We start from the raw sequence: 25,464 nt of genomic DNA, 5'->3' as shown, positions 1-25,464 counted from the left end.
GGGCTGGTTCCGGGAGCCCGGTACGCGCCGCACATGCTCCGCGTTGCGCCCTTTGCCGCGGGGACACCCTCAGTCCAGCTCCGTCCACGGCCAGGGCTTCACTTCGCTCGCCCCGGTCTGGAAACGCGCCGCCTTGGCCATCCAGATGCCAAGGTCGGTGCCGAACTCGGCCAGCCGCTCGTTCGGCTGGCGCTTGTTCACCAGCATGACGACCACCTGCACCACAGTGGCGACGGTCAGCACGGTCGAGGCAAGGCTCAGCATCACCCAGATCAGCACCATGTGCAGCAGCCGCATCGGCACCGAGTCGGCCTGAACCTCCGGTTGCTCCCCGTGCAGCCGGCCCTGGATCCTGTCGTCGTCGCCCGTCATCGTCACCCCCACCCTGCCTTGCGTCGCGCGAACTCTAGCGGCGGCGCGGCCCTCCGCCAAGCCCCGCCCCAACCGCCCCTGTCGTCGCAAGCCCGGTCGCAGGGTTGCGCGAGGACATGAAGCGTAGTCTGCTGCGCAGACCCGTCCCCCAGCATAGGCCGCCGGCATGACCATCCCCTTCTTCGACGGCCACAACGATTTCCTGCTGCGGCTGATGAAATCGCCCGCCCCGCGCGAGGAGACCTGGCTGGAGGACTCAGGCCAGGGCCACATGGACCTGAAACGCATGAAACGCGCAGGCTTTGCCGGCGGGCTCTTCGCCATCTTCGTGCCGCCCGTCTCCGGTGGCAAACCGCCGGATTTCAAGGCGCTCATGGCCAACCCGCCCTACGACTTGCCGATGCCGCCGCAGATGGACCATGCCACGGCCCAGCCCGCCGCGCTCACCATGGCGGGGCTGCTGCACTGGATGGCGCGCGCCGCACCCGACGACTTTGCGCTCTGCCGCTCCTCCGCGCATATCCGCGCCGCCATGGACTCAGGTCGCATCGCCGGCGTCATGCACATGGAGGGCGCCGAGGCCATCGGCCCCGACCTCGACGCGCTGTATCTCTTTCACGACATGGGGTTGCGCTCGCTTGGCCCGGTCTGGAGCCGCCCGACGCTCTTTGGCCACGGCGTGCCGATGGCCTTTCCCGGATCGCCCGACATCGGCCCGGGCCTGACCGAAAGGGGCAAGGACCTGGTCCGCCTGTGCAACGCATTGCGCATCGTGATCGACCTGTCGCACATGAACGAGGCCGGGTTCGACGACGTGGCGCGCCTGTCGACCGCACCGCTGGTCGCCACCCATTCCAACGCCCACGCGCTTTGCCCGACGCCGCGCAACCTGACCGACCGGCAGTTGCACGCGATCCGCGACAGCGGCGGCATGGTGGGGCTGAACTACGCCAGTTTCTACCTCAACGCCAACGGCACCGCCGCCACGGACACCGGCTGGGACACGATCCTGCGGCACATGGATCACCTGGTCGAAACACTGGGCGAAGGCCATGTCGGGCTGGGGTCGGATTTCGACGGCTGCGTCCTGCCCGACCTGATCGGCGACGTGACCGGCGTGCCCGCGCTGCTGGAGGCGATGCGCGCGCATGGCTACGGCGACGCGTTGATCACACGGATCGCGCGGGACAACTGGCTGGACTGTCTCGCCCGCAGCATCGGCTGAGCGGGGCCGGCCTTACAGCTTTGAATGCGTCCCGTCGCAGAGCGGCGCCCTGGCGCTGTGCTTGCAGCCGCAAAAGAACACCTTGCCGTCCTTTTCGGCGGTGAACTTCACCGGGGTAAAATCCGTGCCCTTGTGCGATCCGTCGCAAAAGGGCTGGTTCCGCGATTGTCCGCAGGCGCACCAGAAATACGATTTCCCCTCGGTCACATCGACCGCGTAGGGGGCCTTTTGCGCAATGGTCGGGGCCTCGGCTGCCATATCCTGTCCTTTCATGCTCGGCGTCTGTGCCGGTCAGGTAGGACGAAAGATACGAGGGCAAGAGCCTATTTCAACTGGCTGTCCTTGGACCCGCGCCGGTTGATCCCTCCGCGCCGCTGGTCGCGGCCCTGCCGTTCGGCTGCGCAGTCGATGCACAGCTTGACGCCCGGGATGGCCTGCCGCCGCGCCTCGGGGATCTCTTCCTCGCATTCGGCGCAATGGGTCAGGCTCTCGCCGATCGGACCGCGGCGCAGCTTCATGCGCTCCAGTTCCTCGGCGATGCTGGCCTCGATCTGGTCGTTTACCGCGCCGTCGCGGCTCCATCCGCCCGCCATGGCTGATCTCCCTGTGTGCGCCCGGATGGCGGCAGCGTAGAACACCCCCGCCACCGGAGTCGAGACGGTTGCAAGGGATAGACGCGGCGCCGCCATATCTCCCTCAGAAGGCGGCGATCCCGTCAAAGTGTTTGGGCAAGTCGGCCAGCGGGGTGTGGACCAGGTCCTTGGGCAGATCGGCGGACAGCTTTGCCCGCGTCTCTGCCGACAGGGCCTCGCGCAGGGCGCCCAGCATCTTGGGCGGCGCGCAGACGATCAGCCGGTCATGGCCGCCCAGCGCCAGGTCGCCAGCCACCATCTCGGCCAGCGCGGCGGCAAAGCGTGCGCGGTTGACTGCCTCTTCGTCGGTAGCCGGCTCCATGCCGTGCCGCGCCATGCCCGGACCGGCCTGCGACCGGCCCCTCTGGTCGGCCTGGCCGCCCCCCAGGTCCAGCGCCGCATCGCGGTTGACCTGCCCCAACTGGTGCAGCCCCTTGCCCACGCCCTCGTTCTCCAGCACCCGCGCCTCGCGGTCGTTGGCGACAAGGACCAGCGTCCGTACCGGTCTCATCTCGTTCCTCCTTCGGTTACTCTCACCGGCAAAGTTACTGCTGTCGGGGTCGCGCGCCTTGACCTCGCGCAAGCGCCGCGTCGCCGGCGGGATTGACCTGCCCCCCGGCGCTCTATCTCAGAGGGAAAAGGAGATCTTCGATGACACGATTTCTCACCTTCCTCGCCGCTGTCGTGGCCTTCCCCGCCTGGGCCGCGCAGGGCTTTACCTTTGACAGCATCGACGGCGGCACGCTGTCGATGGACGATTGGCGGGGGCAGCCGGTGCTGGTGGTCAACACCGCCTCGCGCTGCGGATTCACCCCGCAATACGAGGGGCTTCAGGCGCTTTATGACCGCTACCGCGACCAGGGGCTGGTGGTGCTGGCCGTACCCTCCGACGATTTCAGGCAGGAACTGTCCAGCGCCGAGGCGGTCAAGGAGTTCTGCGAGGTCAATTTCGGCCTCGATTTGCCGATGACCGACATCACCCATGTGCGCGGCGCGCAGGCGCATCCGTTCTACAAGTGGGTGGAACAGCAGACCGGCTTCAGCCCGTCGTGGAATTTCAACAAGGTGCTGATCGGGCCGGACGGACAGGTGATCGAGACCTACGGATCGACCACCCGGCCGACCGCGTCCAGCATCACCCGCGCGGTAGAGGCGGCGCTGAAATGAAAAACGCCCCGGGACCTCCCGGGGCGTCGCATGTCCAAGGGCCGGATCAGGCGCGCAGCAGCGCGTAGATCTGGTCCTTGAGCAGGGAGCGCTGCTTGCGCAGCTGCTCTTCAGCCAGCTGTTCCATCGGTTCCACGTTGGTCTCGGCGCGGTGCACCTGCCGGTTGATCTCGTGGTACTCGTCGGCCAGCTTGGCGAAATGGGCATCGGTTTGCTTCAGCGCGTGCAGCTTGTCGGTGAACTCCGGGAATTCCTCGGCCAGTTCGTGCGGCGTGTGTGACATGTGCGTCTCCTTCTTCACTCTTGTTCGGCTCACACCAAAGCCGAGCGGCGCGCGACAATCCTTGACCTTTGTCAAACCGGGCCGTTTTCCGTGTGAATTCTGCAGTGCTTTCGCAACCGCCAGGGTCAACGCGGCATGTGCATCAGTGCCGCGCCGGGCGCCAGCCGGCGGCGCGCGCCTCTGCCTCGGAACAGAACCAGCGTTCGCCCCTGGCTTCGCTGATCTTCGTCCCGGCGTACCAGGTCTGGCCCGGCATGTGGTAGATCCGGGCGCCGCTGCTGGACGACACGTTGCCCTTGATCACGCAGCCTTCGGGCGCGAAGGCCATGTGCTGCGCCGCGAGAATGCGGCGCTCGGTCCGCCGGTAGGCCTCGGGCGACTGGATGCCGGTCGCATGCAGCCCCGCCCGGCGCACCGCCGCCACGCGTTCCTGCGCCACGTAGGCCTCCGAGTACTTGCGGTAGGCAAAGGCCAGCCCGCTGCGGACCAGTTCCGCGCCGACGTCCACGCCATCGACGGTGCAGCGCGCCACGCTGCGGCCATAGCGATCGGTCTCCAGCGTCACGCAGGAGGCCATCCGCCCATCGTAGCGGGCGCGCACCTCGCCGGTGACCCAGGCACCGCAGTTCCACGCCGGCACGCCCTGGCCGCCGCAGTGCTGGTCGGTTTCCGGGGCGTCGATGCCGTGCAGGCGGACGCGGGTGTCCGCCACGACAAGGGTATCGCCATCCACGACCCGCACGACCCCGGCAACATCCGCCGAGGCTGCGCCACCCAGCGCGAGGAGAACAAGAGCGAAACAAAGTCTTAACATTCCGTTAAGATCGGATCGCCCGGGCCTCCGTTCAAGTCAAAAGTTAACGAAAGGTTAACTTGACCCCAAAGTGGTTAACGTCTCCTAGCGCTGCGCCGTGCGCCAGTCCGGATGCACCCAGGGTTCGGCATTTTCGGGCGGCAGACGCCGGCCCAGCACGTGGTCGGCGATCTTTTCGCCCACCATGATCGACGGCGCGTTCAGGTTGCCGTTGGTGATCTGCGGAAAGATCGAACTGTCCGCCACCCGCAACCCATCGACGCCGATCACCCGGCCCTCGGGGTCGACCACCGACATCCGGTCCTCCGCCGGGCCCATCTTGCAGGTGCCGCAGGGGTGATAGGCGCTTTCGGCGTGCTCGCGGATCACCGCATCCAGGTCCTCGTCCGACTGCGCAGCGTCGCCGGGCTGCAATTCCTTGCCGCGATAGGGGGCAAAGGCCTCCTGCGCAAAGATCTCGCGCGTAAGGCGGATGCAGCGGCGGAAGTCGATCCAGTCCTGCTCGGTGCTCATGTAGTTGAAGAAAATGCGCGGCGCCTCGGCCGGGTCGGCCGACCGCAGCGTGATCTCCCCCCGCGAGGGCGAGCGCATCGGCCCCACATGTGCCTGAAAGCCATGCCCCTCGGGCGCGATGCGACCGTCGTAGCGCACCGCGATGGGCAGGAAATGGTACTGGATGTCGGGATAGGACACCCCCGCCTGCGACCGGATGAAACCGCAGCTTTCGAACTGGTTCGACGCCCCCGGCCCCTTGCGCGCCAGCAGCCATTGCAGCCCGACCCAGCCCTTGCCGAAGAGGTTCCAGTATTTCGCCAGGCTGACCGGCTGCGTCGCCGCCATCTGCACATACAGTTCCAGGTGGTCCTGCAGGTTCTGCCCCACGCCGGGCCGGTCCGCCCGCACCGCAATGCCGTGTTCCGCGAGATGCGCACCGGGGCCGATCCCCGACAGCATCAACAGCTTGGGCGAGTTGATCGCGCTGGCGGCCAGGATCACCTCGGCCCGGGCGCGGATCACCTCGACCTTGCCGCCGCGCGTCACCTCGACCCCCACCGCCCGGCCGTCCTCAAAGACCACGCGCCGCGCCAGGGCTTGCACCAGCTGCGCGCCCGCCTTCAGCGCGGGTCGCAGGTAGGCCTTGGCCGCCGACCACCTCTCGCCCTGCCAGACCGTCATCTCGAAGGGGCCGAACCCCTCTTGCTGATGGCCGTTGTAGTCGCCTGTCACCGGGTAGCCCGCCTGCTGCCCCGCCTCGACAAAGGCCTGCACCAGCGGGTTGTCCCGCTTGCCGCGCGTGACGTGCAGCGGCCCGCCCTTCCCGCGCCATTCCGGATCGCCGCCATGGCCACCATCGTGCCAGTCCTCCATGCGCTTGAAGTAGGGCAGCACATCGGCAAAGCCCCAGCCCTCGCAGCCCTCCGCGTCGCGCCAGTGGTCATAGTCCAGCGCATGGCCGCGCACGTAGATCATGCCGTTGATCGAGGACGACCCGCCGATCACCTTGCCACGCGGACAGACCAAGCGCCGGCCGCCCAGGTGCGGCTCCGGCTCGGTCTGGAACCCCCAGTCGTAGCGCCGCATGTTCATCGGGTAACTCAGCGCACCGGGCATGTTGATGAAGGGCCCCCAATCGCTGCCGCCGTGCTCGATCACCAGCACGCGCTTGCCCGCCTCGGTCAGCCGTCCGGCCATCGCGCAGCCCCCCGAACCCGCGCCGACGATCACATAATCCGCTTCCATGTCCTACCTCTTTGGCGGCCGCGTCGGGCCTGCCCTCATCCCGCGCGGCGCCCTCTTGACAGCGCCCCCCGCGCTCCATTTAAAGCCGCGGCAATTCAGCCTCGGCACGGCGCGGTCAGATCCCCGCCGGGGCCCGAGGTCCCCTCCGACAAACACGCTTTCGAAAGTCACAAGTCGATGCAGGTCCTGCATTTCTCGTCTGGCAGCCCGCAGGCGGACCGCCGCGCGCAGTTCGCCGAAACCCTGTCCCAACTGGGCGATACCACCGGCGCAGCCGAGGCCCTGGCAAGCGCGCTGGACCTCGTGCCACGCTGGGCGGCAGGCTGGTTCCGCCTGGGGGAATACCACGAGGCCGCTGGAAACCCCGAGGCCGCCGCGCGCGCCTTTGGCCGCGCCGTCGAGGCCGATCCGGCAGACCCGCTGGGCGCCGGCATCCGCCGCGACCTGCTGACCGGAACGCCACTGTCCGAAAGCCTGCCCGCGGCCTTTGTCGAATTGCTGTTCGACCAGTACGCCCCGCGCTTCGACTCGGCGCTGATGGGTCGGCTGGGCTACCAGGGGCCGCAGATCCTGTGCGACACGCTGGACCGCGCCGGGATCGCGCGCGTCGGTCACGCGCTCGACCTGGGCTGCGGCACCGGGCTGACCGGCGCCGTGTTGCGCCCGCGCTGCGACCGCCTGACTGGCATCGACATCTCGGCCCGGATGCTGGCCGAGGCGCGGGCCAAGGGGATCTACGACCACCTCGACAAGGCCGATATCGGCACGCTCGAGATCGGGCCGCGCTACGACCTGATCGCCGCCAACGACGTGTTCAACTACCTCGGCGCGCTGGAACGGGTGATCAGCTGGTGCGCCGGGTCTCTGGCGCCCGACGGCGCGCTGGTCTTTACCGTCGAACAGGGCGACCGGGGTGTCGCCCTGCACGAAACCCGCCGCTTTCGCCATGCGCGCCGCTACGTCACCGACCTGCTGGCCGAGGCTGGCTTTGCCCGGGTCGAGGTCACGCCCTGCGTCCTGCGCCACGATGGCGGCGCGCCGATCCGGGCGCTGGCCGTCACCGCGCAGGAGCTGACCCCGCGCACCACCCGCCAAAGCGACGGCGAAAGCGAAATCGCCGCCTGAGACGCTGGCCCCCGCCGGTTGGCCGGGCGGGGGTGGGTGGGCGGGACGCCCGGACAACCGGCGGTCCGACATCACTCGCCCCGCGGAAACCGCTGGCTGCCTTCCAGCACGTTCAGGTCCATGTGGTTGCGCATGTAGCGCTCCGAGGCCTTCTGCAACGGCTGGTAATCCCAGGGGAAATAGCCGCCCTGCCGCAGCGCCTCGTAGACCACCCAGCGCCGCGCCTGGCTCTGCCGCACCTCGGCGTCAAAGCGCTCCAGGTCCCAGCGCGCCGCCGCCTGCACCCGGAACCGCTCCAGCACCGCGGCGTGCTCCGGCACCTCGGCCAGGTTCACCAGCTCGTGCGCATCGGCCTCCAGATCGAACAGTTGCTCGGGGTCCAGCGCGCAGTTGGTGTATTTCCACCGCCCCTCGCGCAGGCAGACCAGCGGTGCATTTGACGCCTCGGCGGCGTATTCCATCGCCACCGGGCTGATCCTGCGCCCGCCCTTCATCAGGGGCACCAGGCTTTCACCCTCGGTCCAGGGCATGACCTCGGACATGTCGACGCCGGCCAGGTCGCACAGCGTCGGGCACAGGTCGATGGTCGAGACCGGTGCCGTCACCGCGCGCCCTTCGCCGCCCGGCATGGCCACCATCAGCGGCACCCGGGCCGAGCCTTCGTAGAAGTTCATCTTGTACCACAGCCCGCGCTCGCCCAGCATGTCGCCGTGATCGCTGACAAAGACCACCACCGCCTCCTGCCGCGTGTCCTTCAGCACCTGCAACAGGCTGCCGATCTTGTCGTCGAGGTAGGAGATATTGGCAAAATAGGCCCTGCGGGAGCGGCGGATGTGCTCTTCGGTGATCTCGTACGACCGCCAGTCGTTGGCGTCGAAGATGCGTTGCGCGTGCGGGTCGTGATCCTCGTAGGGCATCGCCGGGACCTCGGGCAGCAGGTGGTCGCAGTCCTCGTAGAGATCCCAGTACCGCTTGCGCGCGACATAGGGATCGTGCGGATGGGTGAACGACACTGTCAGGCACCAGGGGCGGTCGTCCTTGCCGCGCGCCAGGTCGTAGATCTTGCGCTCGGCGTGGTAGGCGACCTCGTCGTCGTATTCCATCTGGTTGGTGATCTCGGCCACGCCCGCGCCGGTCACCGACCCCATGTTGTGATACCACCAGTCGATACGCTCGCCCGGCTTGCGATAGTCCGGGGTCCAGCCGAAATCGGCCGGGTAGATGTCGGTGGTCAGCCGCTCCTCGAACCCGTGCATCTGGTCCGGGCCGACGAAATGCATCTTGCCCGACAGGCAGGTCTGGTAGCCCGCCCGGCGCAGGTGATGCGCGTAGGTCGGGATATCCGACGCGAATTCGGCGGCGTTGTCATAGACCCGCGTCATGCTGGGGAGCTGCCCCGACATGAAGCTGGCCCGCCCCGGCGCGCAGAGCGGCGAGGCGGTGTAGGCGGTCGTGAACCGGACCGAGCGCGCCGCCAGCGCCCTCAGGTGCGGCGCGTGCAGCCAGGCGGCGGGGCCGTCGGGGAACAGCGTCCCGTTCAGCTGGTCGACCATCACGATCAGGATGTTGGGGCGGGTCATGGCGTCCTCATCAGGGCATAGGCGGTTTGGGTGACCTGTTGCGCCGCGCCCTCGATGCCGCCGCCCGACAGGGCGGCGCGCAGGTAGACACCGTCGATCAGCGCGGCCAGGGTCTCGGCCACCTCGGCGGGGTGGTCGGTGCGGGTCCGCAGGGCGTGAACCAGATTCGACTGCAGGCGGCGCTGGTAGACCCGCAGGAGGCGCGCGGCCTCGGGCTCTCGCTGCGCCAGCACGTAGAAGTTCAGCCAGGCCGAGACGGCGGCGGGGCGAAAGCAGCTTTCGGCGAAATTCGCGGCGATCACCGCCTCGAGGCGCCGCCCCTCTGGGGCCACGGCCAGCGCGGCACGCACCTCGGCGCCGTAGTCGCTCAGGATCTGGCGCATGGCGGCGAGGAAGATCTGCGCCTTGCCACCGAAATAATGATGCGCCAGCGCGCTGGACATGCCGGCGCGCTTGGCGATCTGCGTCACGGTCACGTCCAGCGATCCGGCCTCGCCGATCACGGCCACCGTCGCCTCGAGCAGCGCCGCGCGCCGTATGGGTTCCTGTCCGATCCTGGGCATGGCGAGACCTTGGTTTTTCTTGACTGGCGAGTCAATCAAGAAAAACCGGGGACGGTCAGGCTGGGCCTGCCGCGCGTCGCCGGGATTGCCGGTCAGGCCGCCGATGACGGGTCAGTCAATCCGTTGATAGGTCAGGATATTGCCGCGCCCCGGGTTGATGAACTCGATGAAATCCGGGCCGAAGTGGCCCAGCAGCACGCACCAGTAGTCATCGGTGCCCAGCTCCATCCGGGTGATGCCGATGCCGTCCGTCGGCGCGTCCGGGCAGGTTTCGCTGATGGTCATCCACTGTTCGGCGATGAACTCGCCATCGTAGTAGTCATAGACGTCGCCGCCGACCACGCGGAATTCGGATCGCGGATCCTCGATCGACCGCCAGGTGCCCTGCAAGGCCGCGCGCTCGGCGGCAAAGGCATCGCTGCCTGGCACCTCGGTCACGCGGCCCAGCGCCACCTCGACCGTGATGTCGCCATAGGTGATCATGTCGCCTTCCAGCTCGACACCCAGGGGCAACGGCCAGCCCTGCAACGCGTCCAGCAGCGCATCGGCGGTGCCGCCGCCGTAGTAGGCGTCATAACGCCAACCCTCGACCTCGAACCGGCAGTAATCCAGCCCGTCGATGGTGTGACAGCCGTAAAAGACGCCCCACTGGGCAAAGGGTTCGCCCAGGGTTCCGCGCGGGACGGGAAAGCTCACTTCGAGCGGGCGGGAAGAGTGGCTCTTGCCGGCATCGGCGCCCTGCCTGGGGGCGGGAGCCGGGCCTTCGGCAACCAGAGTCAGGGTGAAATCCGCCACCTCGCCGGTGTCGACCTTGCGAAAGCGCGTGCGCTCATAGCCGCGCGACTCGCAATCCTCGTCCCCGGCGATGGTGAAGGCATCGGTCGTCGTGCAAAAGGCAAAGGGCCCGTCAAACCCGCCCCCGGCGACCGTCGCGCGGTAGTAGAAATCGCGCCGACCCAGCGCGCGCGCCATGACCAGCTTGCAGTCGCCGGCATCGACATGCCACCAGCCTTCGGAGGTCCAGACGCCGCCGGGCGCCTCGTAGCCGATGGCCACGCTTTGCAGCTGTTCGGTCTCGTTGCAGACGGTCAGCCCGGCCTGGACCTCCGTCGCCAGCCCCGCCACGACGATTGCCGCCGACCAGAGCCCCAGAAGTGATTTCGCGATCCCGTGCATGTCGTGCCCTCCCTGCCGTCAGAGCGCATTTGACACGCGTCGGTCCGGGAATGTCCAGACGTCGCGCCGACGCCTACAGTTCCAGCGTGCCCAGCACCGTGTTCTGCGGCAGGCGGGCCACTTCGACGCCCTTGTCGGTGCGCCGCAGGTTGTAGCCGTAGCCGCGCATCCGGAACCGCCATTCCGCCTCTGACAGGACTTTCTGCCGCTCGCGCCGCAGGAACTCCAGCACCTCGTTCATATCCTCGGTCAACCGTCCCTCCACAAACATACCTTGCGCCTTTCCTCACCAAGAGTGACTCCGATAGCTTGCAGACTCGTAAAGGAATGCGGCGCCAATACGCCGGACCCGGGGGTTTTTCGCGATACGCGGACAAAGCTGCAAAGCTCAGGTCTTTGTTTCCGAAACCACCGGGGTGATGCGCCGTTTCAGCACCGCCTCGCGCCAGGTGATGAAGATCACCGCGCCCATGATGACCGTCCCGCCGGCGATCACCCAGAGGTCGACCGGCTCGCCAAAGGCAACCGCACCCAGCGCCACCGCCCAGACCAGCTGCAGAAAGGTCACCGGCTGCGTCACCGTCACCGGCGCCGCGGCAAAGGCCAGCGTCATGGTGTAATGCCCCGCCGTGGCAAACCCCGCCACGGCCAGCAGGATCAGCATGTCCCAGGCCGTTGGCCAGACCCAGACCGCCAGCGCCAGGGGGGCCAGGCCGATCGTCACCCCGACCGACAGCAGCCCCACCACGACGCCGGCATCGACCTCGCCCGACAGGATCTTGGCCAGCAGGTAGGACCCGGCAAAGAACAGCGCGGTGAACAGCATGGCAAAATGGCCCGGGTCCAGCTCGCGAAAGCCCGGCCGCAGGATCAGCAGCGCCCCCACCAGCGCCGCGACGATGGCCAGAATGCGCCGCAGCGCCAGTTTCTCTCCCAGCACAAAGACCGCCAGCACGGTGACATAGACCGGGTTGATGTAGTTCATCGCCGTCACCTCGGCGATCGGGATGCGCGTCATGGCGTAGAACCACAGCACCACGCCGCCGGTGTGGAACAGCGCCCGCAGCGAGAACAGCCGCCACTGCCGCGCGGTCAGCCGCACCGCCAGCAGCCGCCGCGCGATGGGCAACAGGAAGACAAAGCCGAGGACGTAGCGCAGGAAGGCGGACTCGGCCGCCGGGATGCGCTGGCCCAGCGATTTCACCAGCGCCGTGACCGCGACAAAGCACAGCCCCGTCACGACCATCCAGAACACGCCCCGCGCGGGGCTTTGCACCGTTTCCGCCATGCCTCCGACTTACCGCAAGGACGGGCAGGTGCAAGGCCGACCGATGGCTTAGCGCAACAGGATCAGTTTCAGCGCGATGGCCCAAATCACCAGCGCGACGATGACATCCAGCACCTGCCACGCGCGGGGGCGGGCAAACAGCGGCGCCAGGGCGCGCGCGCCGTAGCCCAGCGAGAAGAAGAAGGTGAAGGAGGCCGTCATCGCCCCCAGCGCAAAGGCCGTGCGCGCCGCGTATTGCGCCGAGACAGAGCCCAGCAGCACCACCGTGTCCAGGTAGACATGCGGGTTGAGCCAGGTCAGCGCCAGGCAGGTCAGCAGCGCCGCGCGCAGGCTTTGCGCCCCCTCGCCCGCCTGTAGCGTGCCGCCGCCCTTCCAGGCCTGGCGCAGCGTGCGCGCGCCGTACCAGATCAGGAACGCCGCACCGAAGATGCGCATGAAGGTCTCCAGCCCCGGCACGGCCTCGGCCAGTGCGCCGAAGCCGGCAACCCCCGCCGCGATCAGCGCCGCGTCGGACACCGCGCAGACCAGCACGACCGGCAGCACATGCGCCCGCCGCAACCCCTGCCGCAGCACAAAGGCGTTCTGCGCGCCGATGGCCAGGATCAGGCTGAACCCAAGCGCAAACCCCGCAACGAATGACCCACCCAACCTGGTGCCTCCTGCCCTGACCGGCCGCCCCATTGGCCCAAACCGGCCCGGTCCGCAAGCCGGAACCGGGACGGCCAAGCCGTTGACCCCGCTGCACCGCCGCCGCACTGTGGGCGAAAACCACGAAAGACCGGAGGCCGTCCCATGTGCTGGAGCGAAACCGCAACCTACGGAATGGTCGGTCTCGGCGCGGCCGCAACGCTGGTGACATACCACCGCAAGGACAGCGCCGCGATCTGGGGCACGCTGGGCTATTTCACCGCCATGGAGGGCTTGCAGGCCTGGGGTTACGCGGTGATCGACCAATGCGGCACACCGTCGAACTATGCCGTGACCCTGCTGTCCTACCTGCACATCGCCTTTCAACCGATTGTCATCAATGCCTTCTGCATGGCGCTGGTCGGCACGGCGCTGTCCCCGGCGGCGCGGCGGCGGGTGTTTGCCCTGGCCGGGCTGGCGACCTGCCTCATGCTGGCGCGGCTGATGCCGATGCCCTGGGCCGGCACCTGCCAGCTGGGCACGCCGCTCTGCGGTCCCGGTTTCTGCACCATCTCGGGCGGGTGGCACCTGGGCTGGACGGTGCCGCTGAACGACCTGCTGGCCCGGGGGCTGATGATCGGCCCGTTGCTGGACATGCTGCCCGTCACGGGCGGCGGCATGCGCTTTCTCGACTACATGCTGGCGGTGTTCCTCTTGCCCTGCTTCTACGGCGCCTGGCGCTTTGCGCTGTTCCACCTGCTGCTGGGCCCGGTGCTGGCAACCCTGCTGACCGGCAACCCGAACGAGGCGCCCGCCGTCTGGTGCCTGTTCTCGATCGGCCTCGCGCTGGCCGCAATCAGCCCGCTGTTCCGCCGCAGCCTCGTGCCGCCCCGGCACCCGCGCCCGGCCTGAGCCCCCCTCAGCGCCGCCCCGGCGGGTGAAACAGGTATTCGGCCAACAGGCCCAGCTTGAACGGCAGGCTTCCCTTGCGGTCGACCAGCTGTTTCAGCGTCATCCGCCGGCGCCGAACGACCTGGCGCACGATCCGGAACTCGGCCCACCGCTTCCACGCCAGGAACCGCGCGGGCAGCAGCCGGCGCACCGCCCGCCACAGCCATTTCAGCTGGAAGAAGGCCAGCGCCTTGAACGCCATCTTCTGCACGCTGGCCGAGGTCATCCGCACCAGCGCCCCCATGGCCGCCGCCAGCCACAGCGGCAGTTGTACCGAGAACAGGACCAGCCACAGGCCGACCGTCGTGACCGACAGCGCCAGCGTGGCGAACAGGATGATCAGCCAGGCCAGCGCGCGTTCCAGCGGGCTGAGACCGCGAAACCAGCCCATCAGCCGGGCATGGCTGTCGCGCACGATGCCCATGTAGCCCTGAACCAGCCGCTGCACCCGCCGCAACAACGCCTTGCCCAGCACCAGCGGCACGGCGGAGGTGGTCAGCCACTTCTTGAGCAGTTCGACCCGGAAAAAGGCCGCCGCCTGCGTCTTCAGCCAGAGGATGAAAACCGGCAGCTCGATCCCGGCCAGTTTCTTCAGCAGGACCTTGGCCTGCGCCAGGATCAGCCCCAGCGCGATCAGCACCTCGTTGCCGAAATAGAGCGTCGCCGCGACCGACAGGGCGACGAAGATCAGCAACAGAAGGAGCGCGCGCAGCAGCATGAAACCGGATTAGGCGCAGTTGCGGTGATGCTGCAAGATGCGGCTGGCCCTCCGGCCGCGGGAAATCGACCATCGCCAGCGGTTTTCCATATTGGAAACAGACTGTTTCCAATTCACCCAAGACCGCCATGTACTGGCCTTAAGGTTGCCGGATTGTCACCGCTTGTTTGGGACATCCCCTTACTTTGAGACAAATCCTCATGCTTCAAGCGAGTTGCGATTTACCAAGCGCTCGGGAACGCAACCTGAAGACGACTATCACCGCATGAGCCGGTGCACCACAAGACGCGGGGGGCACGCAGGGCTCTTGCAACATCGTTGACTCTTTGAGTCTGGGGGTCTCAGACAGATGCAGGAAAAATCCATGGAGAATTCAGTGAAGTATTCTGTAATCGCGCTTTGCGCTGGTATGCTGTCGCTTGCCAATGCGCCGACAGCGGATGCCGCCTCGATCCTGAGGTTCTACGATTCCTACTCCAGCGTTGGAGATGGCGTCGTGGGCGCCGCCCTGTCGGACCTGGGCGAAACCGCCACCGGCACCAGCCACAGCGGCCTTGCAAGTGCCATCGTGTCGCAATCCTGGGACCTGTTGATCATCGACGTTCCCGGGTTGAGCATCAGTGCCGCCAATGCGGCCGCGATCGACAACTTCGTCTCCGGAGGCGGTTCGGCGATCCTGAGCTACTGGAACTTGAACTCGTTGCCGGCCCTTGCCGCGACATTCGACGTCTCGGTGGCATCGTCCTTCAATTCCGTTCAGAGCGTGTTCACCTGGAATGCCGGGTCCGCCGCAGCGGCAAACCTGACCGCCGGAGTCGATTTCACCGACCGTGCCGGCGACAACGGCGACAGGCTTGACGCGATCAACGGTGCATCAGCGGTGGCGGGCTTCACCGCGGCGCCGGCGGCCGGTCAGGGCGCCATCGTCGTCGGGAACGGCGGACGCACGATCGCAAACGGTTTCCTGTTCTGGGACATGGGCACCGCGCCGACCGCCGCAAGCGTCAGCCTGCTCAAGGGTCAGATCGACAGCCTGATCAACAGCCCCTCGCCCGTCCCGCTCCCGGCATCGCTGCCGCTCCTGCTTGGAGGTATCGCCGCATTCGGTGTGATCCGGCGAAAACGCAAGGCTGCCTGACCCGGCCCAGACCACCATTGCACAAGGAAAGGCAGCCTGCTGTGCGGGCTGCCTTTCTTGCCCGTCGCTGGGTCTTGCGGGGCTGTTCCAGTCCGGCGTTTTCGGACAGAACCGCCGTGCCGCCTACCGGGACAATGCCACAGTGGCCCCTCGGCGACGGTCCATTGTCGCCCTTGCCTGCGTGAACACAGACGCCCGCCCGACAACAGGAAACCCCCGCCGGGGCGGGGATTTCACGTGCCTGAACAGGCAAACGATCAGGCGTTTTCCAGCTGCGCCATGACCGCGTCGTCGGCCTCGAAGTTGGTGGTCACGCGCTGCACGTCGTCGTCCTCTTCCAGCGCATCGACCAGCTTCATCAGCGCCTGCATCCCGTCCAGGTCCAGTTCCGTCGTGGTGGTCGGCTTCCAGACCAGCTTGGTCGACTCGGATTCGCCCAGCGCCGCTTCCAGTGCGGTCGCCACCTCGTTCAGGTCGGTGTCGGCGCAGTAGATGACGTGTTCCTCGTCCGAGCTTTCGACATCCTCCGCGCCCGCCTCGATGGCGGCCATCATCACGTCGTCGGCGCTGCCCGCCGAGGCCAGGTAGACGATCTCGCCCTTGCGTTCGAACATGAAGCCGACCGAGCCGGTTTCGCCCAGGTTGCCGCCGTTCTTGGTAAAGGTCGACCGCACGTTCGACGCGGTGCGGTTGCGGTTGTCGGTCATTGCCTCGACGATCACCGCCACGCCGTTCGGGCCGTAGCCCTCGTAGCGGATTTCCTCGTAGTCATCGCCCTCGCCACCGATCGCCTTCTTGATGGCGCGTTCGATGTTGTCCTTGGGCATGGACTGTCCCTTGGCTTCCTTCACCGCCAGGCGCAGGCGCGGGTTCTTGTCCGGGTCGGGGTCGCCCATCTTGGCGGCGACGGTGATTTCCTTGGACAGCTTGGAAAAGATCTTGGCCCTCAGCTTGTCCTGACGGCCCTTGCGGTGCTGGATGTTTGCCCATTTGGAATGGCCGGCCATGGTGATCTGCCTCTTTCGGGTGCCTCGAAGAATCGTGCCTCTATATGCCAGCATCCGTCCTTTTGCCAAGGCCGCGCGCGGTCATGCGTTGCAAGGCGAGCGCGCGCGGGGTAGCCCGGAAGGCATGAGCCGATTCCTGCTTCTCCAGTTGCGCCCCGAGACCGAGGCCAGCGATTCCGAGTACCGCGCCATCCTGGACAAGGCCGGCCTGCCGGCCGCGCGCGTCCACCGTGTTCGTCTGGACCGCGAGGACCTGCCCGCCAACCTCGACCTGGCCGACTATGCCGGCACCATCGTCGGCGGCGGGCCGGGCTGCGTCAGCGACGCGCCACGCGACAAGGACCCGGTGGAGCGCCGCATCGAAGAGACGATCCTGCGGCTGATGCCCCGGATCACCGCGCAGGACCTGCCCTTCATGGGCTGCTGCTACGGCATCGGCATCCTGGCGCATCACCTGGGCGCGGAGGTGTCCAAGGCACGCTTTGCCGAGCCGGTCGGCCCGGTCACCTGCTACACCACGCCCGAAGGGGCCTCTGACCCGCTAACCGTCGGGCTGCCGGCGCAGTTCGACGCCTTTGTCGGCCACAAGGAGGCGGTGCAGCACCTGCCCAAGGGCGCGGTGCACCTGGTGTCGTCCGGTCCCTGCCCCTACCAGATGATCCGCTACGGCGAAAACGTCTACGCCACCCAGTTCCACCCCGAGGCCGACGCCGCCGAGTTCGAAACCCGCATCCGCATCTACCGCCACCGGGGCTATTTCGCCCCCGAGGAGGCCGACGCCCTGATCGAGATGTGCCGCACCGCCCGCGTCACCGAACCGGCCCGCCTGCTCGAAGGCTTCGTCGCGCGCTACGGCTGACACACCGACCCGGTTGTGGCGCCCCGGCACCGCGGCCATGTTGGGTCAACCGCCCCGTGCCGGGCATCGTTGCCCGGAGGGCCCGATGGAGGGCGCAGGACAGCCACCCGGACTCGCCCCGCAGACCGATGCCTATGACGCCGACTGGTGGCGCGCATCCTGGCCGCACATCCGGCCCCGGACCGGCCAACGCAGTTCCTTGCCTATGGTTCGCTGGATGCCGACCCGGCGTCGCAGTGCCGGGGCGTGCTGTTCGAACTGCCCCGGCAGGACCTGGACACCCAGTTCAACAAGCTGTTCCGCCGCGCGTTCACGATCAAGCCGAACACCAACACCCCCCGCTGGATGCAGGTGCAGACAGACGCAGGGCCGGTGCCTGCGCTGGTCTTCGTGATGAACTCCGCGTTGCCGCAGTACGCCGGCGGCCTCAGCCCCCGTAGAGGTGGCCGAGGTGCTGGTGCAAAGCTGCGGCCATCTTGGCACCGGAGCGGAATACCTGCTGAACACCGTCACCGGGCTGGAAAGCCGGGGCATGCACGATCCCGGCCTCTGGCACCTTCAGGCGCTGGTGGTGCAGAGGATCGGCCCGGTCTGACGGCCATTCCGCGCTTGGCCAAGGGGCCGCAACCACACGACACCCCCGGGCGAAGGTAAGGATCGCCGCCCGGATGATGCGCGCGCGCCGGCTCAGTTGCCGGCGCGAACGTCTTTGGCCCATGCGCCGCCCCAGGCGAACCGGGCGATTGAGCCGTCCGCCTCAGAGCGGAAAGAACCACGGGATCAGCAGCGACGCCAGCACGCCGATGCTGAGGTTCAGCGGCAGGCCCACCCGCAGGAAATCCGAAAACTTGTAGCCGCCCGGACCGTAGACCAGCGTGTTGGTCTGGTAACCGATCGGCGTGGCGAAACTGCACGAGGCGGCCACCATCACCGCCACCACCAGCGGCCGGGGATCGACCCCGATGGCCGCTGCCAGGCTGATCGCGATGGGGGTCACCACCACCGCCACCGCGTTGTTCGACACCGCCTCGGTCAGCATCGAGGTCAGGACATACACCGACCACAGCAACAGCGGCGCCGGCAGGTCCTGCATGACCGGCGCCACGGACCCAACGACCAGCTGGACCGCGCCCGAGGATTCCAGCGCCGCACCGATCGCCAGCATGGCAAAGATCAGCGCCAGAAGCTGCCCCTCAACAAAGGAAAACGCCTCGTCCGCGTCGATGCAGCGGGTCAGCAGCACCGCCGCCACGGCCACAACGGCCAGCGACAGGATGGGGGCCACGCCAAAGGCCGACAGCAGGACGATCCCCGCCAGCGCCGCCAGCGCCACCGGGGCATGGCTGCGGCGAAAGGCGCGCACCTTGGGGTGTGCCACGTCCACCAGCTCCATCTCGTCGGCCAGCCGCTTGATGTCGTCCGGGCTGCCTTCCAGCAGCAGCGTGTCGCCCACGCGCACCACCAGCTCGTCCAGCTGGCGGCCGATGTTCTGGTTGCGCCGGTGCACCGCCAAAGGGTAGACGCCAAACCGCCGCCGCAGCCGCAACGCGCCCAGGGACCGCCCGACCATCTTGCAGCCGGGCGTGATCAGCGCCTCGACCGTGGTGGTCTCCTTGGCCGAAACCTGGTCGACGCGTTTCAACTCCTTGTTGCCCTGCAACGACAGCAGTTCGGTCATCTGCGTGCGCAGGACCACGCGGTCGCCGACCTGCAAGGTCACCCCGTCCAGGTTGCGGCGCAGCGACTCGTCACCCCGGATCACGTCGATCAGCCGCACGCCCTCGCGCTTGAACAGCTGCACCCCCAAGACCTCGCGGTCGATCAGGTTCGAGTCCGGCGGGATCACCGCCTCGGTAAAGAACTTCATGCGCGACCGGTCCGACAGCATCCCCGCCATCGACGCCCGGTCCGGCAGCAGGAAACGCCCGACGAAATAGAGATACCCCATGCCGAAGGTCACCAGGATCAGGCTCAGTGGCGTCACCTCGAAGATGGTGAAAGGCTCCAGCCCCTGGGTCCGCGCGACACCGTCCACCAGCAGGTTGGTCGAGGTGCCGATCAACGTCAGCGTGCCGCCCAGGATCGCCGCATAGCTCAACGGGATCAGCAGCCGCGACGGCGCCAGGCCCAGCGTCTTGGCGATCTGGACAAAGACCGGCAGCATGACCACGACCACCGGCGTGTTGTTCATGAAGGCCGAGGCCAGCACCACCACCACGAGGATCCCGGCAATCGCCCGCCTGGGTCGCAGCGCCACCTGTTCCTGCGCGTAGCGGGTAAAGGCGTCCAGCGCGCCGGTGCGCACCAGCGCCCCCATGACGACGAACATCGCCGCGATGGTCCAGGGCGCGGGGTTCGACAGCACCGACAGTGCCGCGTCATAGGGCAACACGCCCAGGAACAGCAGCACCGCGACGCCGCCGATGGCGGTCACCTCGGTCGGGTAGGTCTCCCGCACGAACAGAACGAACATGCCGACCACGACGGCAAGCGTCACCGCCGCCTGGCCCGTCTGGCTCAGTTCCAATCCCAGCATGTCCCGATGGTCCGCCTGTTCTCAACCCGCCGCATTCTGACCCGGCACGGCACCGGGGACAAGCGCCTTGGCACGGCGCGGCTGCACCAGCGCCAGACCGCCCATCATCAACGCGAGCGCCGCCCAGACCCAGCCGGCATAGGCCTCGCCCAAAAACAGCATCGCCCAGGTCAGCCCGAACAGCGTGACCAGGTAGCTCACCTGCGCCGCAAACACCGCCCCCGCCAGGCCCACCAGCCAGACATAGGCCGTGTAGGCAAAGGCGTGGAACACCGCGCTGGCGATCAGCGCCCGGTCCGGCGCCGCCAGCGGCCAGGGCGGCACGATGAACTGCCCGCTTGCCAGCGCCAGCGGCAGGCTCAGCACCACACCCAGGATCGAGGCCCCGGCCAGCACCTGCACCGCGTCCAGCCCCTGCGTGCCCCAGCGCGCCACCACGTTGCCCTCGACCGCGTAACAGCCCGAGGCGATCAGCGCGACACCGATCCAGCCCGCCTCGGTGCCCGCCGGCAGGCTCGCCTCCGGCAGCACCAGCAGCGCCACGCCGCCCAGCCCCATCAGCAGCCCCAGCAGCCGCGCCCCCTCCAGCCGATCGGTGCCCAGCGCCAGCGCCACGGGAAGCGCCAGCATCGGCACCGAACTCAGCAGGATCGACAGCACGCCCGAAGGCAGGTGGACCGCCGCCTGGTACGACGCGATCCCCGGCAGCACCGTGCCGATCACCGCGATGAACAGGTACAGCCGCAGCGCGCGCCCGTGCCAGGGCAGCCGCCTGCCGCGCAACAGCACCAGCCCCCCCAGGATCAGCGCCAGCAGCACCGTCTGCCAGAAGATCAGCCCGAAATGACGATAGCCCTCGGACACGGCGATCTTGCTCAGGGGTTGCGTTGCCCCCCAGGCCGCGCCGATGGTGACCAGCGCCGCGAACGGCAGCAGCCGGTTCACGGCCCGGCCTGCGCCAGCCGCCCGCCCTGCCGCACCATGTGCACCGTCACCGCCTTGCCGCTGGCGTCGTCGGTCTCGACATAGACGCCCGACAGCGTGGCCTCGCCCAGCGCCGGAGTGAACCGGCCCTTTGCCATGCCGTTGACAAAGCGGCGCAGGGGCTCGTCCGGCTCCATCCCGATAACCGAGTTGTAGTCGCCACACATGCCCGCGTCGGACTGGAACGCCGTGCCGCCGGGCAGGATCTGGGTGTCGGAGGTGGGGACATGGGTGTGCGTGCCGACGACAAGGCTGGCTCGGCCGTCGCAGAAATGCCCCATGCCCATCTTCTCGCTGGTCGCCTCGCAGTGCATGTCGACCACGATGGCCTGCGCCTGCCCGCCCAGCGGATGACGCTTCAGCACCTCGTCCACGGCGGCAAAGGGGTTGTCGTAGGCGCGGCTCATGAACACCTGGCCCAGCGCCTGCACCACCAGCACCTTGCGCCCGCGCCGGTCCTTGTAGAGCGCCGCGCCGCGCCCCGGCGCCTGCCGGGCATAGTTGAGCGGCCGCAGGATCCGGGTCTCGCCCTCGATATGGGCCAGCATCTCCTTCTGGTCAAAGGCATGATCGCCCAGCGTGATCACGTCCGCGCCCGCGTCAAAGATCGCCTTGGCGTGCTCGGCCGACAGCCCCGCGCCATTGGTCGCGTTCTCCGCGTTCACGATCACGAAATCCAGCCGCCAGGCTTCGCGCAGCCCGGGCAGCTTGTCGGTGATCCCCTGCCGCCCCGCGCGGCCCATCACATCGCCTAGAAACAACAGTCGCATGAGGCCAAGCCCTACCCGCCGGACCGGCGAAAGCAAAGCCCCAATCTTGCACGGAACCCATCGGAAAAAAGCACCGCACCCAGGGCTTCTTCTGGCCGAAAATACCCCGGGGGAGCCCCGGACCTGATCCGGGGCGGGGGCAGCGCCCCCGACCTACCGGCAGTCCAGCGCGCGCGCCATCCGGTCAGCGCTGTACGGCCCCAATGCGCGCGGCGTCAAACCGCCGTCAAACCGCACCGCCACCACTTGCCGCCAGTCGCCCGTGGCCAGCACCATCTCCGGCCCCGCGCCGCAGTCGCGCAAGCCCCCGGCGATGTAATCCCAGCCGATGCGATGGTTGGTGAATCCTTCCGCCGCCGCGACCTCGGTCAGGCGGCCCGCCGAATAGCGCCAGACGCGCAGGACCCGGGCCAGGTGCGGCCGGTCGACATAGGCGATCTCCACCGCCCCGTCGCCGTCCAGGTCCGCCGCGCCCACCGGCGCCAGCCAGCGGTTCGGCTGGCCGATGTGCGGCGTCGCGGCCAGCTTGACGCCATCCGCCCCGTACAGCGCCAGTTGCGCGCCGGTCTGCGCCTGGGTCTCGACCACCAGCACCGCGCGGCAGCCCTCCGGCCCCAGGTCCACCAGCCGCGGCGCGACGTCCTCGAACACCCGGTCGGGCGGCAGCGTCACGGTCACGCTCCGGCCGCCGGCACGCTCGATCGTCAGGCTGCCCCACTCGATGGCATCGCCCAGCACGCCATGCGCATAGCGATCCGTCGGCGCGCCATAGCGCGCCGCCTCGGTGCAGCCTTCGGCATGGGCACCGCCCGCCACAAGCGCCAACGCGAAACACGCGCCGCGGGCCAGAGACCGCCACGGGCGCCACGACAGGCGCGGCGCCCCCTCGGGCATCAGATCTGCTTCTCGGGCATCTGCACCACGAGACCGTCCAGCGCGTCGCTCACCTTCAGTTGGCAGGTCAGGCGCGACCGCGTGGGATCGGGCTCGTAGGCGAAATCCAGCATGTCCTCTTCCATGTCCTCGCGCTTGGGCAGCTTTTCGACCCAGTCGGGATGCACGTAGACATGGCAGGTCGAACAGGCGCAGGCGCCGCCGCAATCGGCCTCGATGCCGGGGATGTTGTTGTCGCGGGCACCTTCCATCACGGTCAGCCCGTTGGGGACCTCGACGACGTGCTCGGTGCCGTTATGCTCGATGTAGGTGATCTTCGCCATACAACCGCTCTCCTTGAACTCCGGGACCTAGTTAGTGCGCCCTCCGGCCCGCCGCCACCCCCCTTTTGCGCAAAGCCGCGCAGGCCACGGACCGCTTGGCGGCAGGGTGGGAATGTTCTATATTCGTTCCCATGACACCCCCGCCCGACTGGCCCCGCCCGCCCTCCTGCCTGCCGGCAAACCGCCTTGGCGCGCCGCCCAACGGCGCGCGGGTGACGGTGGCCGGGCTGGTGATCCTGCGTCAGCGCCCCGGCACCGCCAAGGGGGTGATCTTCGTCACGCTCGAGGATGAGACCGGGGTGGTCAACGTCATCGTCTGGCGCAAGCTCTATGAGCAGTTCCGCCGCGCGGTGATCGCCGGGCGGATGCTGCGGGTGACCGGCCGCGTGCAGCGCGAAAACGGCGTGACCCATGTCATTTCCGAGCATATCGAGGATATCTCGCCGCTGCTCGACCGCCTGCTTGAGACCCCCTGAGCACACCGCCGCCCAGCGCCGCGCGCGACCCTAGGCAGGCGCCTGCAAAACCGCTATTGTCCCGCCAACAAAGGCACATCAGAGGCCCGAGCAGTCATGCCCCGATCCCACCGGTCCCTTCGGCACTGGCCCGCGCCGCTTGGCGCGCTGGTCCTGCTGACCGCCTGCGGCGATGCCCCCGGCGTCAGCCGCGACGCCCTGGACCTCGACGCCCCGCCGCCGCTGGCCGAACAGATGGCCGACGGCACCTGCCGCGCACGCGACACCGTGCCCGCGGTCTACGAACACGTCATGGGCGAGGTCCAGGTCGTGCAGGCCGAGATCGCCGAGGACGGCACCGTGGTCCGCCCGCCGATCTACCGCAAGGCCCCGGTCCCCCGCGTGGTGCGCGAACGCGGCGAGGTCACCTTCGAAGCGCCCTGCCCCGACCAGATGACCCCGGAGTTCATCGCCTCGGTACAGCGCGCGCTGGCCGCGCGCGGCCATTTCGCGGGCAATGTCACCGGTGCGCTGGACGCCCCCACCGCCGCCGCCATCCGCCGCTACCAGTCCGAACGCGGGCTAGAAAGCGCGCAGCTTTCGCTGGAAACCGCGCGCGCCCTGGGGCTGATCGCCGTCGACCTCAGCAAGGATACCAACGGCTAGCCCCCCCGCGGGCGGACAAGACGCCGACATGAAAAAGGGCGGCCCAAGGGCCGCCCTTCCTGTTTCTCCGGACCGCTGTCGCGCGGGGATCAGCCCTGCGACAGGCTCAGCGCGACAAAGCGCGGGTCGCCACCGCGACGCACCAGCAGCAGGATCGACTTGCGGCCTTCGTCCTTGGCCTCCTCGATCCGTGCCTCCAGGTCCTCGACGCTGGTGATCGGGTTCTGACCCACCTCGGTCAGCACGTCGCCGGCACGCAGGCCCTTCTCGTAGGCCTCCGAGGTTTCCTCGACCCCCATGATGGCCAGGCCGGTGGTGCCGTCGGGCAGGTTCAGCTCGGTCATCAGCTCTTCGGTCAGCGGGCTCAGGGTCAGGCCCAGCGTCTTCAGCTCGGTCACCTCTTCCGGCGCGGCGGGGGCGGCGGCGGGCACGGCGGACTGCGCCTCTTCGCGGCGGCCCAGCGTCACCTTCAGCGTCTGCGTCTCGCCGTTGCGGTTGACCACCACGCGCACGGCCTTGCCCACCTGGGTGTTGGCCACGACGCGCACCAGCTGGCGGGTGTCGGTCACCTCGATGCCGTCGAACGACAGGATCACGTCGCCCGCTTCCATCCCCGCTTCCTTGGCCGGACCTTCGGGCACGTCGGACACCAGCGCGCCCTTGGCCTCGGCCAGGCCCAGCGCCTCGGCGACATCGGCGCTGACGTCCTGGATGCGCACGCCCAGCCAGCCGCGGCGCGTCTCGCCGAACTTCTGCAACTGGTCGACCACGTTCATCACGACGTTCGACGCCATCGAGAACCCGATGCCGATGGAGCCGCCGTTGGGCGACAGGATCGCGGTGTTCACGCCGATCACCTGGCCGTCCATGTTGAACAGCGGCCCGCCCGAGTTGCCGCGGTTGATCGCGGCGTCGGTCTGGATGTAGTCGTCATAGGTGCCGCTCAGCGCGCGGTTGCGGGCCGACACGATGCCCGCCGACACCGAGAATCCCTGCCCCAGCGGGTTGCCCATGGCCATCACCCAGTCGCCGACACGGGCGGTGTCGCTGTCGCCGAAATTGACGTATTTCAGCGGCTTGTCCGCCTCGACCTTGAGCAGGGCGATGTCGGTGTTGGGGTCGGTGCCGATCAGCTTTGCCGGCAGTTCGAAGCCTTCGAAGAACTCGATGGTGATCTCGTCGGCGCCTTCGATGACGTGGTTGTTGGTGACGATGTAGCCGTCTTCGGAAATCACGAAACCCGACCCGAGGGCCGACGACCGGCGCGGCCGGCTGGGGCCGTTGCGGTCCTGGAATTCACGAAAGAAATCCTCGAAAGGCGACCCTTCGGGCACGATGCCCTGCGGGCCGGTCCGGCCGGATACCGTGGTGGAGGTGGTGATGTTGACCACCGAGGGGCTGATCCGTTCCGCCAGGTCGGCAAAGCTTTCGGGCGCACCGCGGGCCGAGGCCATCAGCGATTGCGATACGATCAGGATCATCGACAACGTCGCCAGCCAGAACAGCCGGAGCGGGGTCGCCTTGTCCTGCGTCAGAGCGAGGGATTGCGGTTTCAATGGGGTCTCCTTGTC

30 protein-coding genes are annotated in these 25,464 nt (G+C 68.0%); 9 read left to right on the top strand and 21 right to left on the bottom strand.

Features of this window, described 5'->3' with window-relative positions:
* Window positions 1–69 precede the first annotated feature (69 nt).
* Window positions 70–372 carry a DUF4389 domain-containing protein gene (locus MAA8898_RS14295; RefSeq protein WP_094021708.1) on the bottom strand — a complete coding sequence of 101 codons (303 nt, stop codon included), beginning with the start codon at window positions 370–372 and terminating at the stop codon, window positions 70–72.
* Between the two features lie 166 nt (window positions 373–538).
* Between MAA8898_RS14295 and MAA8898_RS14290 the strand changes: the two genes are divergently transcribed.
* Window positions 539–1,597 carry a dipeptidase gene (locus MAA8898_RS14290; protein WP_094021707.1) on the top strand — a complete coding sequence of 353 codons (1,059 nt, stop codon included), beginning with the start codon at window positions 539–541 and terminating at the stop codon, window positions 1,595–1,597.
* Window positions 1,598–1,609: 12 nt separating this feature from the next.
* Here the strand turns inward: MAA8898_RS14290 and MAA8898_RS14285 are convergent, their stop codons facing one another.
* From MAA8898_RS14285 to MAA8898_RS14275, 3 genes are all read right to left on the bottom strand, one after another.
* The gene (locus MAA8898_RS14285) at window positions 1,610–1,855 is read right to left on the bottom strand and encodes a CDGSH iron-sulfur domain-containing protein (protein WP_094021706.1); all 246 of its coding nucleotides are present in this window, start codon (window positions 1,853–1,855) and stop codon (window positions 1,610–1,612) included.
* Window positions 1,856–1,920: 65 nt separating this feature from the next.
* Window positions 1,921–2,190 (bottom strand): DksA/TraR family C4-type zinc finger protein, encoded by a 270-nt coding sequence (locus MAA8898_RS14280; RefSeq protein WP_094021705.1) that lies wholly within the window; start codon window positions 2,188–2,190, stop codon window positions 1,921–1,923.
* Window positions 2,191–2,293: 103 nt separating this feature from the next.
* Complete coding sequence (locus tag MAA8898_RS14275; RefSeq protein WP_094021704.1) at window positions 2,294–2,740, bottom strand: baeRF12 domain-containing protein; 447 nt, start codon at window positions 2,738–2,740, stop codon at window positions 2,294–2,296.
* 140 nt (window positions 2,741–2,880) lie between these two features.
* Here MAA8898_RS14275 and MAA8898_RS14270 point away from each other — a divergent pair, with 140 nt between their 5' ends.
* Window positions 2,881–3,396 carry a glutathione peroxidase gene (locus MAA8898_RS14270; RefSeq protein WP_094021703.1) on the top strand — a complete coding sequence of 172 codons (516 nt, stop codon included), beginning with the start codon at window positions 2,881–2,883 and terminating at the stop codon, window positions 3,394–3,396.
* A 46-nt stretch (window positions 3,397–3,442) separates the two neighbouring features.
* Here MAA8898_RS14270 and MAA8898_RS14265 read toward each other — a convergent pair whose 3' ends face one another.
* From MAA8898_RS14265 to betA, 3 genes are all read right to left on the bottom strand, one after another.
* A complete protein-coding gene (locus MAA8898_RS14265; RefSeq protein WP_094021702.1) occupies window positions 3,443–3,679 on the bottom strand; it encodes an HP1242/YdcH family protein in 237 nt (78 codons plus the stop codon).
* 142 nt (window positions 3,680–3,821) lie between these two features.
* The gene (locus MAA8898_RS14260; RefSeq protein WP_094021701.1) at window positions 3,822–4,493 is read right to left on the bottom strand and encodes a thermonuclease family protein; all 672 of its coding nucleotides are present in this window, start codon (window positions 4,491–4,493) and stop codon (window positions 3,822–3,824) included.
* An 84-nt stretch (window positions 4,494–4,577) separates the two neighbouring features.
* Complete coding sequence (betA, locus tag MAA8898_RS14255) at window positions 4,578–6,233, bottom strand: choline dehydrogenase (protein WP_094021700.1); 1,656 nt, start codon at window positions 6,231–6,233, stop codon at window positions 4,578–4,580.
* 177 nt (window positions 6,234–6,410) lie between these two features.
* Here betA and MAA8898_RS14250 point away from each other — a divergent pair, with 177 nt between their 5' ends.
* Window positions 6,411–7,358 (top strand): class I SAM-dependent methyltransferase, encoded by a 948-nt coding sequence (locus tag MAA8898_RS14250; protein ID WP_094021699.1) that lies wholly within the window; start codon window positions 6,411–6,413, stop codon window positions 7,356–7,358.
* 71 nt (window positions 7,359–7,429) lie between these two features.
* Here the strand turns inward: MAA8898_RS14250 and betC are convergent, their stop codons facing one another.
* The 6 genes from betC to MAA8898_RS14220 form a co-directional block, all read right to left on the bottom strand.
* Window positions 7,430–8,938, bottom strand: coding sequence for a choline-sulfatase (gene betC, locus MAA8898_RS14245; RefSeq protein WP_094021698.1), 1,509 nt, complete (start codon window positions 8,936–8,938; stop codon window positions 7,430–7,432).
* Window positions 8,935–9,501, bottom strand: coding sequence for a choline-binding transcriptional repressor BetI (gene betI, locus MAA8898_RS14240; protein ID WP_094021697.1), 567 nt, complete (start codon window positions 9,499–9,501; stop codon window positions 8,935–8,937). Before betI ends, betC begins: the two co-directional genes overlap by 4 nt.
* A gap of 111 nt (window positions 9,502–9,612) precedes the next feature.
* Window positions 9,613–10,677, bottom strand: a complete 1,065-nt coding sequence (locus MAA8898_RS14235) for a DUF1036 domain-containing protein (protein WP_094021696.1) — start codon at window positions 10,675–10,677, stop codon at window positions 9,613–9,615.
* A gap of 73 nt (window positions 10,678–10,750) precedes the next feature.
* Window positions 10,751–10,930, bottom strand: a complete 180-nt coding sequence (locus tag MAA8898_RS14230; RefSeq protein WP_245853419.1) for a hypothetical protein — start codon at window positions 10,928–10,930, stop codon at window positions 10,751–10,753.
* A gap of 135 nt (window positions 10,931–11,065) precedes the next feature.
* Window positions 11,066–11,965, bottom strand: a complete 900-nt coding sequence (locus MAA8898_RS14225) for a DMT family transporter (protein ID WP_245853418.1) — start codon at window positions 11,963–11,965, stop codon at window positions 11,066–11,068.
* A gap of 48 nt (window positions 11,966–12,013) precedes the next feature.
* Window positions 12,014–12,646, bottom strand: a complete 633-nt coding sequence (locus MAA8898_RS14220; RefSeq protein WP_094021694.1) for a LysE/ArgO family amino acid transporter — start codon at window positions 12,644–12,646, stop codon at window positions 12,014–12,016.
* A 111-nt stretch (window positions 12,647–12,757) separates the two neighbouring features.
* Here MAA8898_RS14220 and MAA8898_RS14215 point away from each other — a divergent pair, with 111 nt between their 5' ends.
* A complete protein-coding gene (locus MAA8898_RS14215; RefSeq protein ID WP_094021693.1) occupies window positions 12,758–13,504 on the top strand; it encodes a DUF5765 domain-containing protein in 747 nt (248 codons plus the stop codon).
* Window positions 13,505–13,511: 7 nt separating this feature from the next.
* On the opposite strand, the gene MAA8898_RS14210 is transcribed toward MAA8898_RS14215, so the two are convergent.
* The gene (locus MAA8898_RS14210; protein ID WP_094021692.1) at window positions 13,512–14,261 is read right to left on the bottom strand and encodes a hypothetical protein; all 750 of its coding nucleotides are present in this window, start codon (window positions 14,259–14,261) and stop codon (window positions 13,512–13,514) included.
* Between the two features lie 364 nt (window positions 14,262–14,625).
* Between MAA8898_RS14210 and MAA8898_RS14205 the strand changes: the two genes are divergently transcribed.
* Window positions 14,626–15,399, top strand: coding sequence for a VPLPA-CTERM sorting domain-containing protein (locus tag MAA8898_RS14205; RefSeq protein ID WP_176445168.1), 774 nt, complete (start codon window positions 14,626–14,628; stop codon window positions 15,397–15,399).
* A 257-nt stretch (window positions 15,400–15,656) separates the two neighbouring features.
* On the opposite strand, the gene MAA8898_RS14200 is transcribed toward MAA8898_RS14205, so the two are convergent.
* Window positions 15,657–16,406 carry a YebC/PmpR family DNA-binding transcriptional regulator gene (locus tag MAA8898_RS14200; protein ID WP_094021690.1) on the bottom strand — a complete coding sequence of 250 codons (750 nt, stop codon included), beginning with the start codon at window positions 16,404–16,406 and terminating at the stop codon, window positions 15,657–15,659.
* A 124-nt stretch (window positions 16,407–16,530) separates the two neighbouring features.
* On the opposite strand from MAA8898_RS14200, the gene MAA8898_RS14195 reads away from it, so the two are divergent.
* Both MAA8898_RS14195 and MAA8898_RS14190 read left to right on the top strand, forming a co-directional pair.
* On the top strand, window positions 16,531–17,265 hold the full coding sequence (locus tag MAA8898_RS14195) for a glutamine amidotransferase (protein WP_094021689.1): 735 nt from the start codon (window positions 16,531–16,533) through the stop codon (window positions 17,263–17,265).
* A 442-nt stretch (window positions 17,266–17,707) separates the two neighbouring features.
* On the top strand, window positions 17,708–17,860 hold the full coding sequence (locus MAA8898_RS14190; protein WP_094021688.1) for a gamma-glutamylcyclotransferase: 153 nt from the start codon (window positions 17,708–17,710) through the stop codon (window positions 17,858–17,860).
* Window positions 17,861–18,022: 162 nt separating this feature from the next.
* Here MAA8898_RS14190 and MAA8898_RS14185 read toward each other — a convergent pair whose 3' ends face one another.
* The 5 genes from MAA8898_RS14185 to MAA8898_RS14165 form a co-directional block, all read right to left on the bottom strand.
* Window positions 18,023–19,801: an SLC13 family permease gene (locus MAA8898_RS14185; protein ID WP_094021687.1), complete on the bottom strand. Its 1,779-nt coding sequence runs from the start codon at window positions 19,799–19,801 to the stop codon at window positions 18,023–18,025.
* A 21-nt stretch (window positions 19,802–19,822) separates the two neighbouring features.
* Window positions 19,823–20,746: a DMT family transporter gene (locus MAA8898_RS14180; RefSeq protein ID WP_094021686.1), complete on the bottom strand. Its 924-nt coding sequence runs from the start codon at window positions 20,744–20,746 to the stop codon at window positions 19,823–19,825.
* Window positions 20,743–21,555, bottom strand: coding sequence for a TIGR00282 family metallophosphoesterase (locus MAA8898_RS14175; RefSeq protein ID WP_094021790.1), 813 nt, complete (start codon window positions 21,553–21,555; stop codon window positions 20,743–20,745). Before MAA8898_RS14175 ends, MAA8898_RS14180 begins: the two co-directional genes overlap by 4 nt.
* A gap of 153 nt (window positions 21,556–21,708) precedes the next feature.
* Window positions 21,709–22,449: a VCBS repeat-containing protein gene (locus tag MAA8898_RS14170; RefSeq protein WP_245853416.1), complete on the bottom strand. Its 741-nt coding sequence runs from the start codon at window positions 22,447–22,449 to the stop codon at window positions 21,709–21,711.
* Window positions 22,449–22,772 carry a 2Fe-2S iron-sulfur cluster-binding protein gene (locus tag MAA8898_RS14165; RefSeq protein WP_094021685.1) on the bottom strand — a complete coding sequence of 108 codons (324 nt, stop codon included), beginning with the start codon at window positions 22,770–22,772 and terminating at the stop codon, window positions 22,449–22,451. The genes MAA8898_RS14170 and MAA8898_RS14165 overlap by 1 nt, the downstream gene beginning before the upstream one ends.
* Before the next feature lie 131 nt (window positions 22,773–22,903).
* On the opposite strand from MAA8898_RS14165, the gene MAA8898_RS14160 reads away from it, so the two are divergent.
* Both MAA8898_RS14160 and MAA8898_RS14155 read left to right on the top strand, forming a co-directional pair.
* A complete protein-coding gene (locus MAA8898_RS14160; protein ID WP_094021684.1) occupies window positions 22,904–23,248 on the top strand; it encodes an OB-fold nucleic acid binding domain-containing protein in 345 nt (114 codons plus the stop codon).
* A gap of 96 nt (window positions 23,249–23,344) precedes the next feature.
* A complete protein-coding gene (locus tag MAA8898_RS14155) occupies window positions 23,345–23,893 on the top strand; it encodes a peptidoglycan-binding domain-containing protein (RefSeq protein ID WP_094021683.1) in 549 nt (182 codons plus the stop codon).
* 89 nt (window positions 23,894–23,982) lie between these two features.
* On the opposite strand, the gene MAA8898_RS14150 is transcribed toward MAA8898_RS14155, so the two are convergent.
* Window positions 23,983–25,374: a DegQ family serine endoprotease gene (locus tag MAA8898_RS14150; RefSeq protein ID WP_370738626.1), complete on the bottom strand. Its 1,392-nt coding sequence runs from the start codon at window positions 25,372–25,374 to the stop codon at window positions 23,983–23,985.
* Between the last annotated feature and the right edge of the window lie 90 nt (window positions 25,375–25,464).

The sequence above is a fragment of the Antarctobacter aquimaris genome (assembly GCF_900184945.1).
Lineage (GTDB): Bacteria > Pseudomonadota > Alphaproteobacteria > Rhodobacterales > Rhodobacteraceae > Maliponia > Maliponia aquimaris.
The sequence above is the reverse complement of the archived record's forward strand: the minus strand, read 5'-3'. Positions and strand labels throughout refer to the sequence as shown.

Coding starts and splice junctions, on each gene's coding strand:
- MAA8898_RS14295 (WP_094021708.1), bottom strand. CDS start 372: ATGACGGGCGACGACGACAGGATCCAGGGCCGGCTGCACGGGGAGCAA.
- MAA8898_RS14290 (WP_094021707.1), top strand. CDS start 539: ATGACCATCCCCTTCTTCGACGGCCACAACGATTTCCTGCTGCGGCTG.
- MAA8898_RS14285 (WP_094021706.1), bottom strand. CDS start 1,855: ATGGCAGCCGAGGCCCCGACCATTGCGCAAAAGGCCCCCTACGCGGTC.
- MAA8898_RS14280 (WP_094021705.1), bottom strand. CDS start 2,190: ATGGCGGGCGGATGGAGCCGCGACGGCGCGGTAAACGACCAGATCGAG.
- MAA8898_RS14275 (WP_094021704.1), bottom strand. CDS start 2,740: ATGAGACCGGTACGGACGCTGGTCCTTGTCGCCAACGACCGCGAGGCG.
- MAA8898_RS14270 (WP_094021703.1), top strand. CDS start 2,881: ATGACACGATTTCTCACCTTCCTCGCCGCTGTCGTGGCCTTCCCCGCC.
- MAA8898_RS14265 (WP_094021702.1), bottom strand. CDS start 3,679: ATGTCACACACGCCGCACGAACTGGCCGAGGAATTCCCGGAGTTCACC.
- MAA8898_RS14260 (WP_094021701.1), bottom strand. CDS start 4,493: ATGTTAAGACTTTGTTTCGCTCTTGTTCTCCTCGCGCTGGGTGGCGCA.
- betA (WP_094021700.1), bottom strand. CDS start 6,233: ATGGAAGCGGATTATGTGATCGTCGGCGCGGGTTCGGGGGGCTGCGCG.
- MAA8898_RS14250 (WP_094021699.1), top strand. CDS start 6,411: ATGCAGGTCCTGCATTTCTCGTCTGGCAGCCCGCAGGCGGACCGCCGC.
- betC (WP_094021698.1), bottom strand. CDS start 8,938: ATGACCCGCCCCAACATCCTGATCGTGATGGTCGACCAGCTGAACGGG.
- betI (WP_094021697.1), bottom strand. CDS start 9,501: ATGCCCAGGATCGGACAGGAACCCATACGGCGCGCGGCGCTGCTCGAG.
- MAA8898_RS14235 (WP_094021696.1), bottom strand. CDS start 10,677: ATGCACGGGATCGCGAAATCACTTCTGGGGCTCTGGTCGGCGGCAATC.
- MAA8898_RS14225 (WP_245853418.1), bottom strand. CDS start 11,965: ATGGCGGAAACGGTGCAAAGCCCCGCGCGGGGCGTGTTCTGGATGGTC.
- MAA8898_RS14220 (WP_094021694.1), bottom strand. CDS start 12,646: ATGGGGCGGCCGGTCAGGGCAGGAGGCACCAGGTTGGGTGGGTCATTC.
- MAA8898_RS14215 (WP_094021693.1), top strand. CDS start 12,758: ATGTGCTGGAGCGAAACCGCAACCTACGGAATGGTCGGTCTCGGCGCG.
- MAA8898_RS14210 (WP_094021692.1), bottom strand. CDS start 14,261: ATGCTGCTGCGCGCGCTCCTTCTGTTGCTGATCTTCGTCGCCCTGTCG.
- MAA8898_RS14205 (WP_176445168.1), top strand. CDS start 14,626: ATGGAGAATTCAGTGAAGTATTCTGTAATCGCGCTTTGCGCTGGTATG.
- MAA8898_RS14200 (WP_094021690.1), bottom strand. CDS start 16,406: ATGGCCGGCCATTCCAAATGGGCAAACATCCAGCACCGCAAGGGCCGT.
- MAA8898_RS14195 (WP_094021689.1), top strand. CDS start 16,531: ATGAGCCGATTCCTGCTTCTCCAGTTGCGCCCCGAGACCGAGGCCAGC.
- MAA8898_RS14185 (WP_094021687.1), bottom strand. CDS start 19,801: ATGCTGGGATTGGAACTGAGCCAGACGGGCCAGGCGGCGGTGACGCTT.
- MAA8898_RS14175 (WP_094021790.1), bottom strand. CDS start 21,555: ATGCGACTGTTGTTTCTAGGCGATGTGATGGGCCGCGCGGGGCGGCAG.
- MAA8898_RS14170 (WP_245853416.1), bottom strand. CDS start 22,449: ATGCCCGAGGGGGCGCCGCGCCTGTCGTGGCGCCCGTGGCGGTCTCTG.
- MAA8898_RS14165 (WP_094021685.1), bottom strand. CDS start 22,772: ATGGCGAAGATCACCTACATCGAGCATAACGGCACCGAGCACGTCGTC.
- MAA8898_RS14160 (WP_094021684.1), top strand. CDS start 22,904: ATGACACCCCCGCCCGACTGGCCCCGCCCGCCCTCCTGCCTGCCGGCA.
- MAA8898_RS14155 (WP_094021683.1), top strand. CDS start 23,345: ATGCCCCGATCCCACCGGTCCCTTCGGCACTGGCCCGCGCCGCTTGGC.
- MAA8898_RS14150 (WP_370738626.1), bottom strand. CDS start 25,374: ATGATCCTGATCGTATCGCAATCGCTGATGGCCTCGGCCCGCGGTGCG.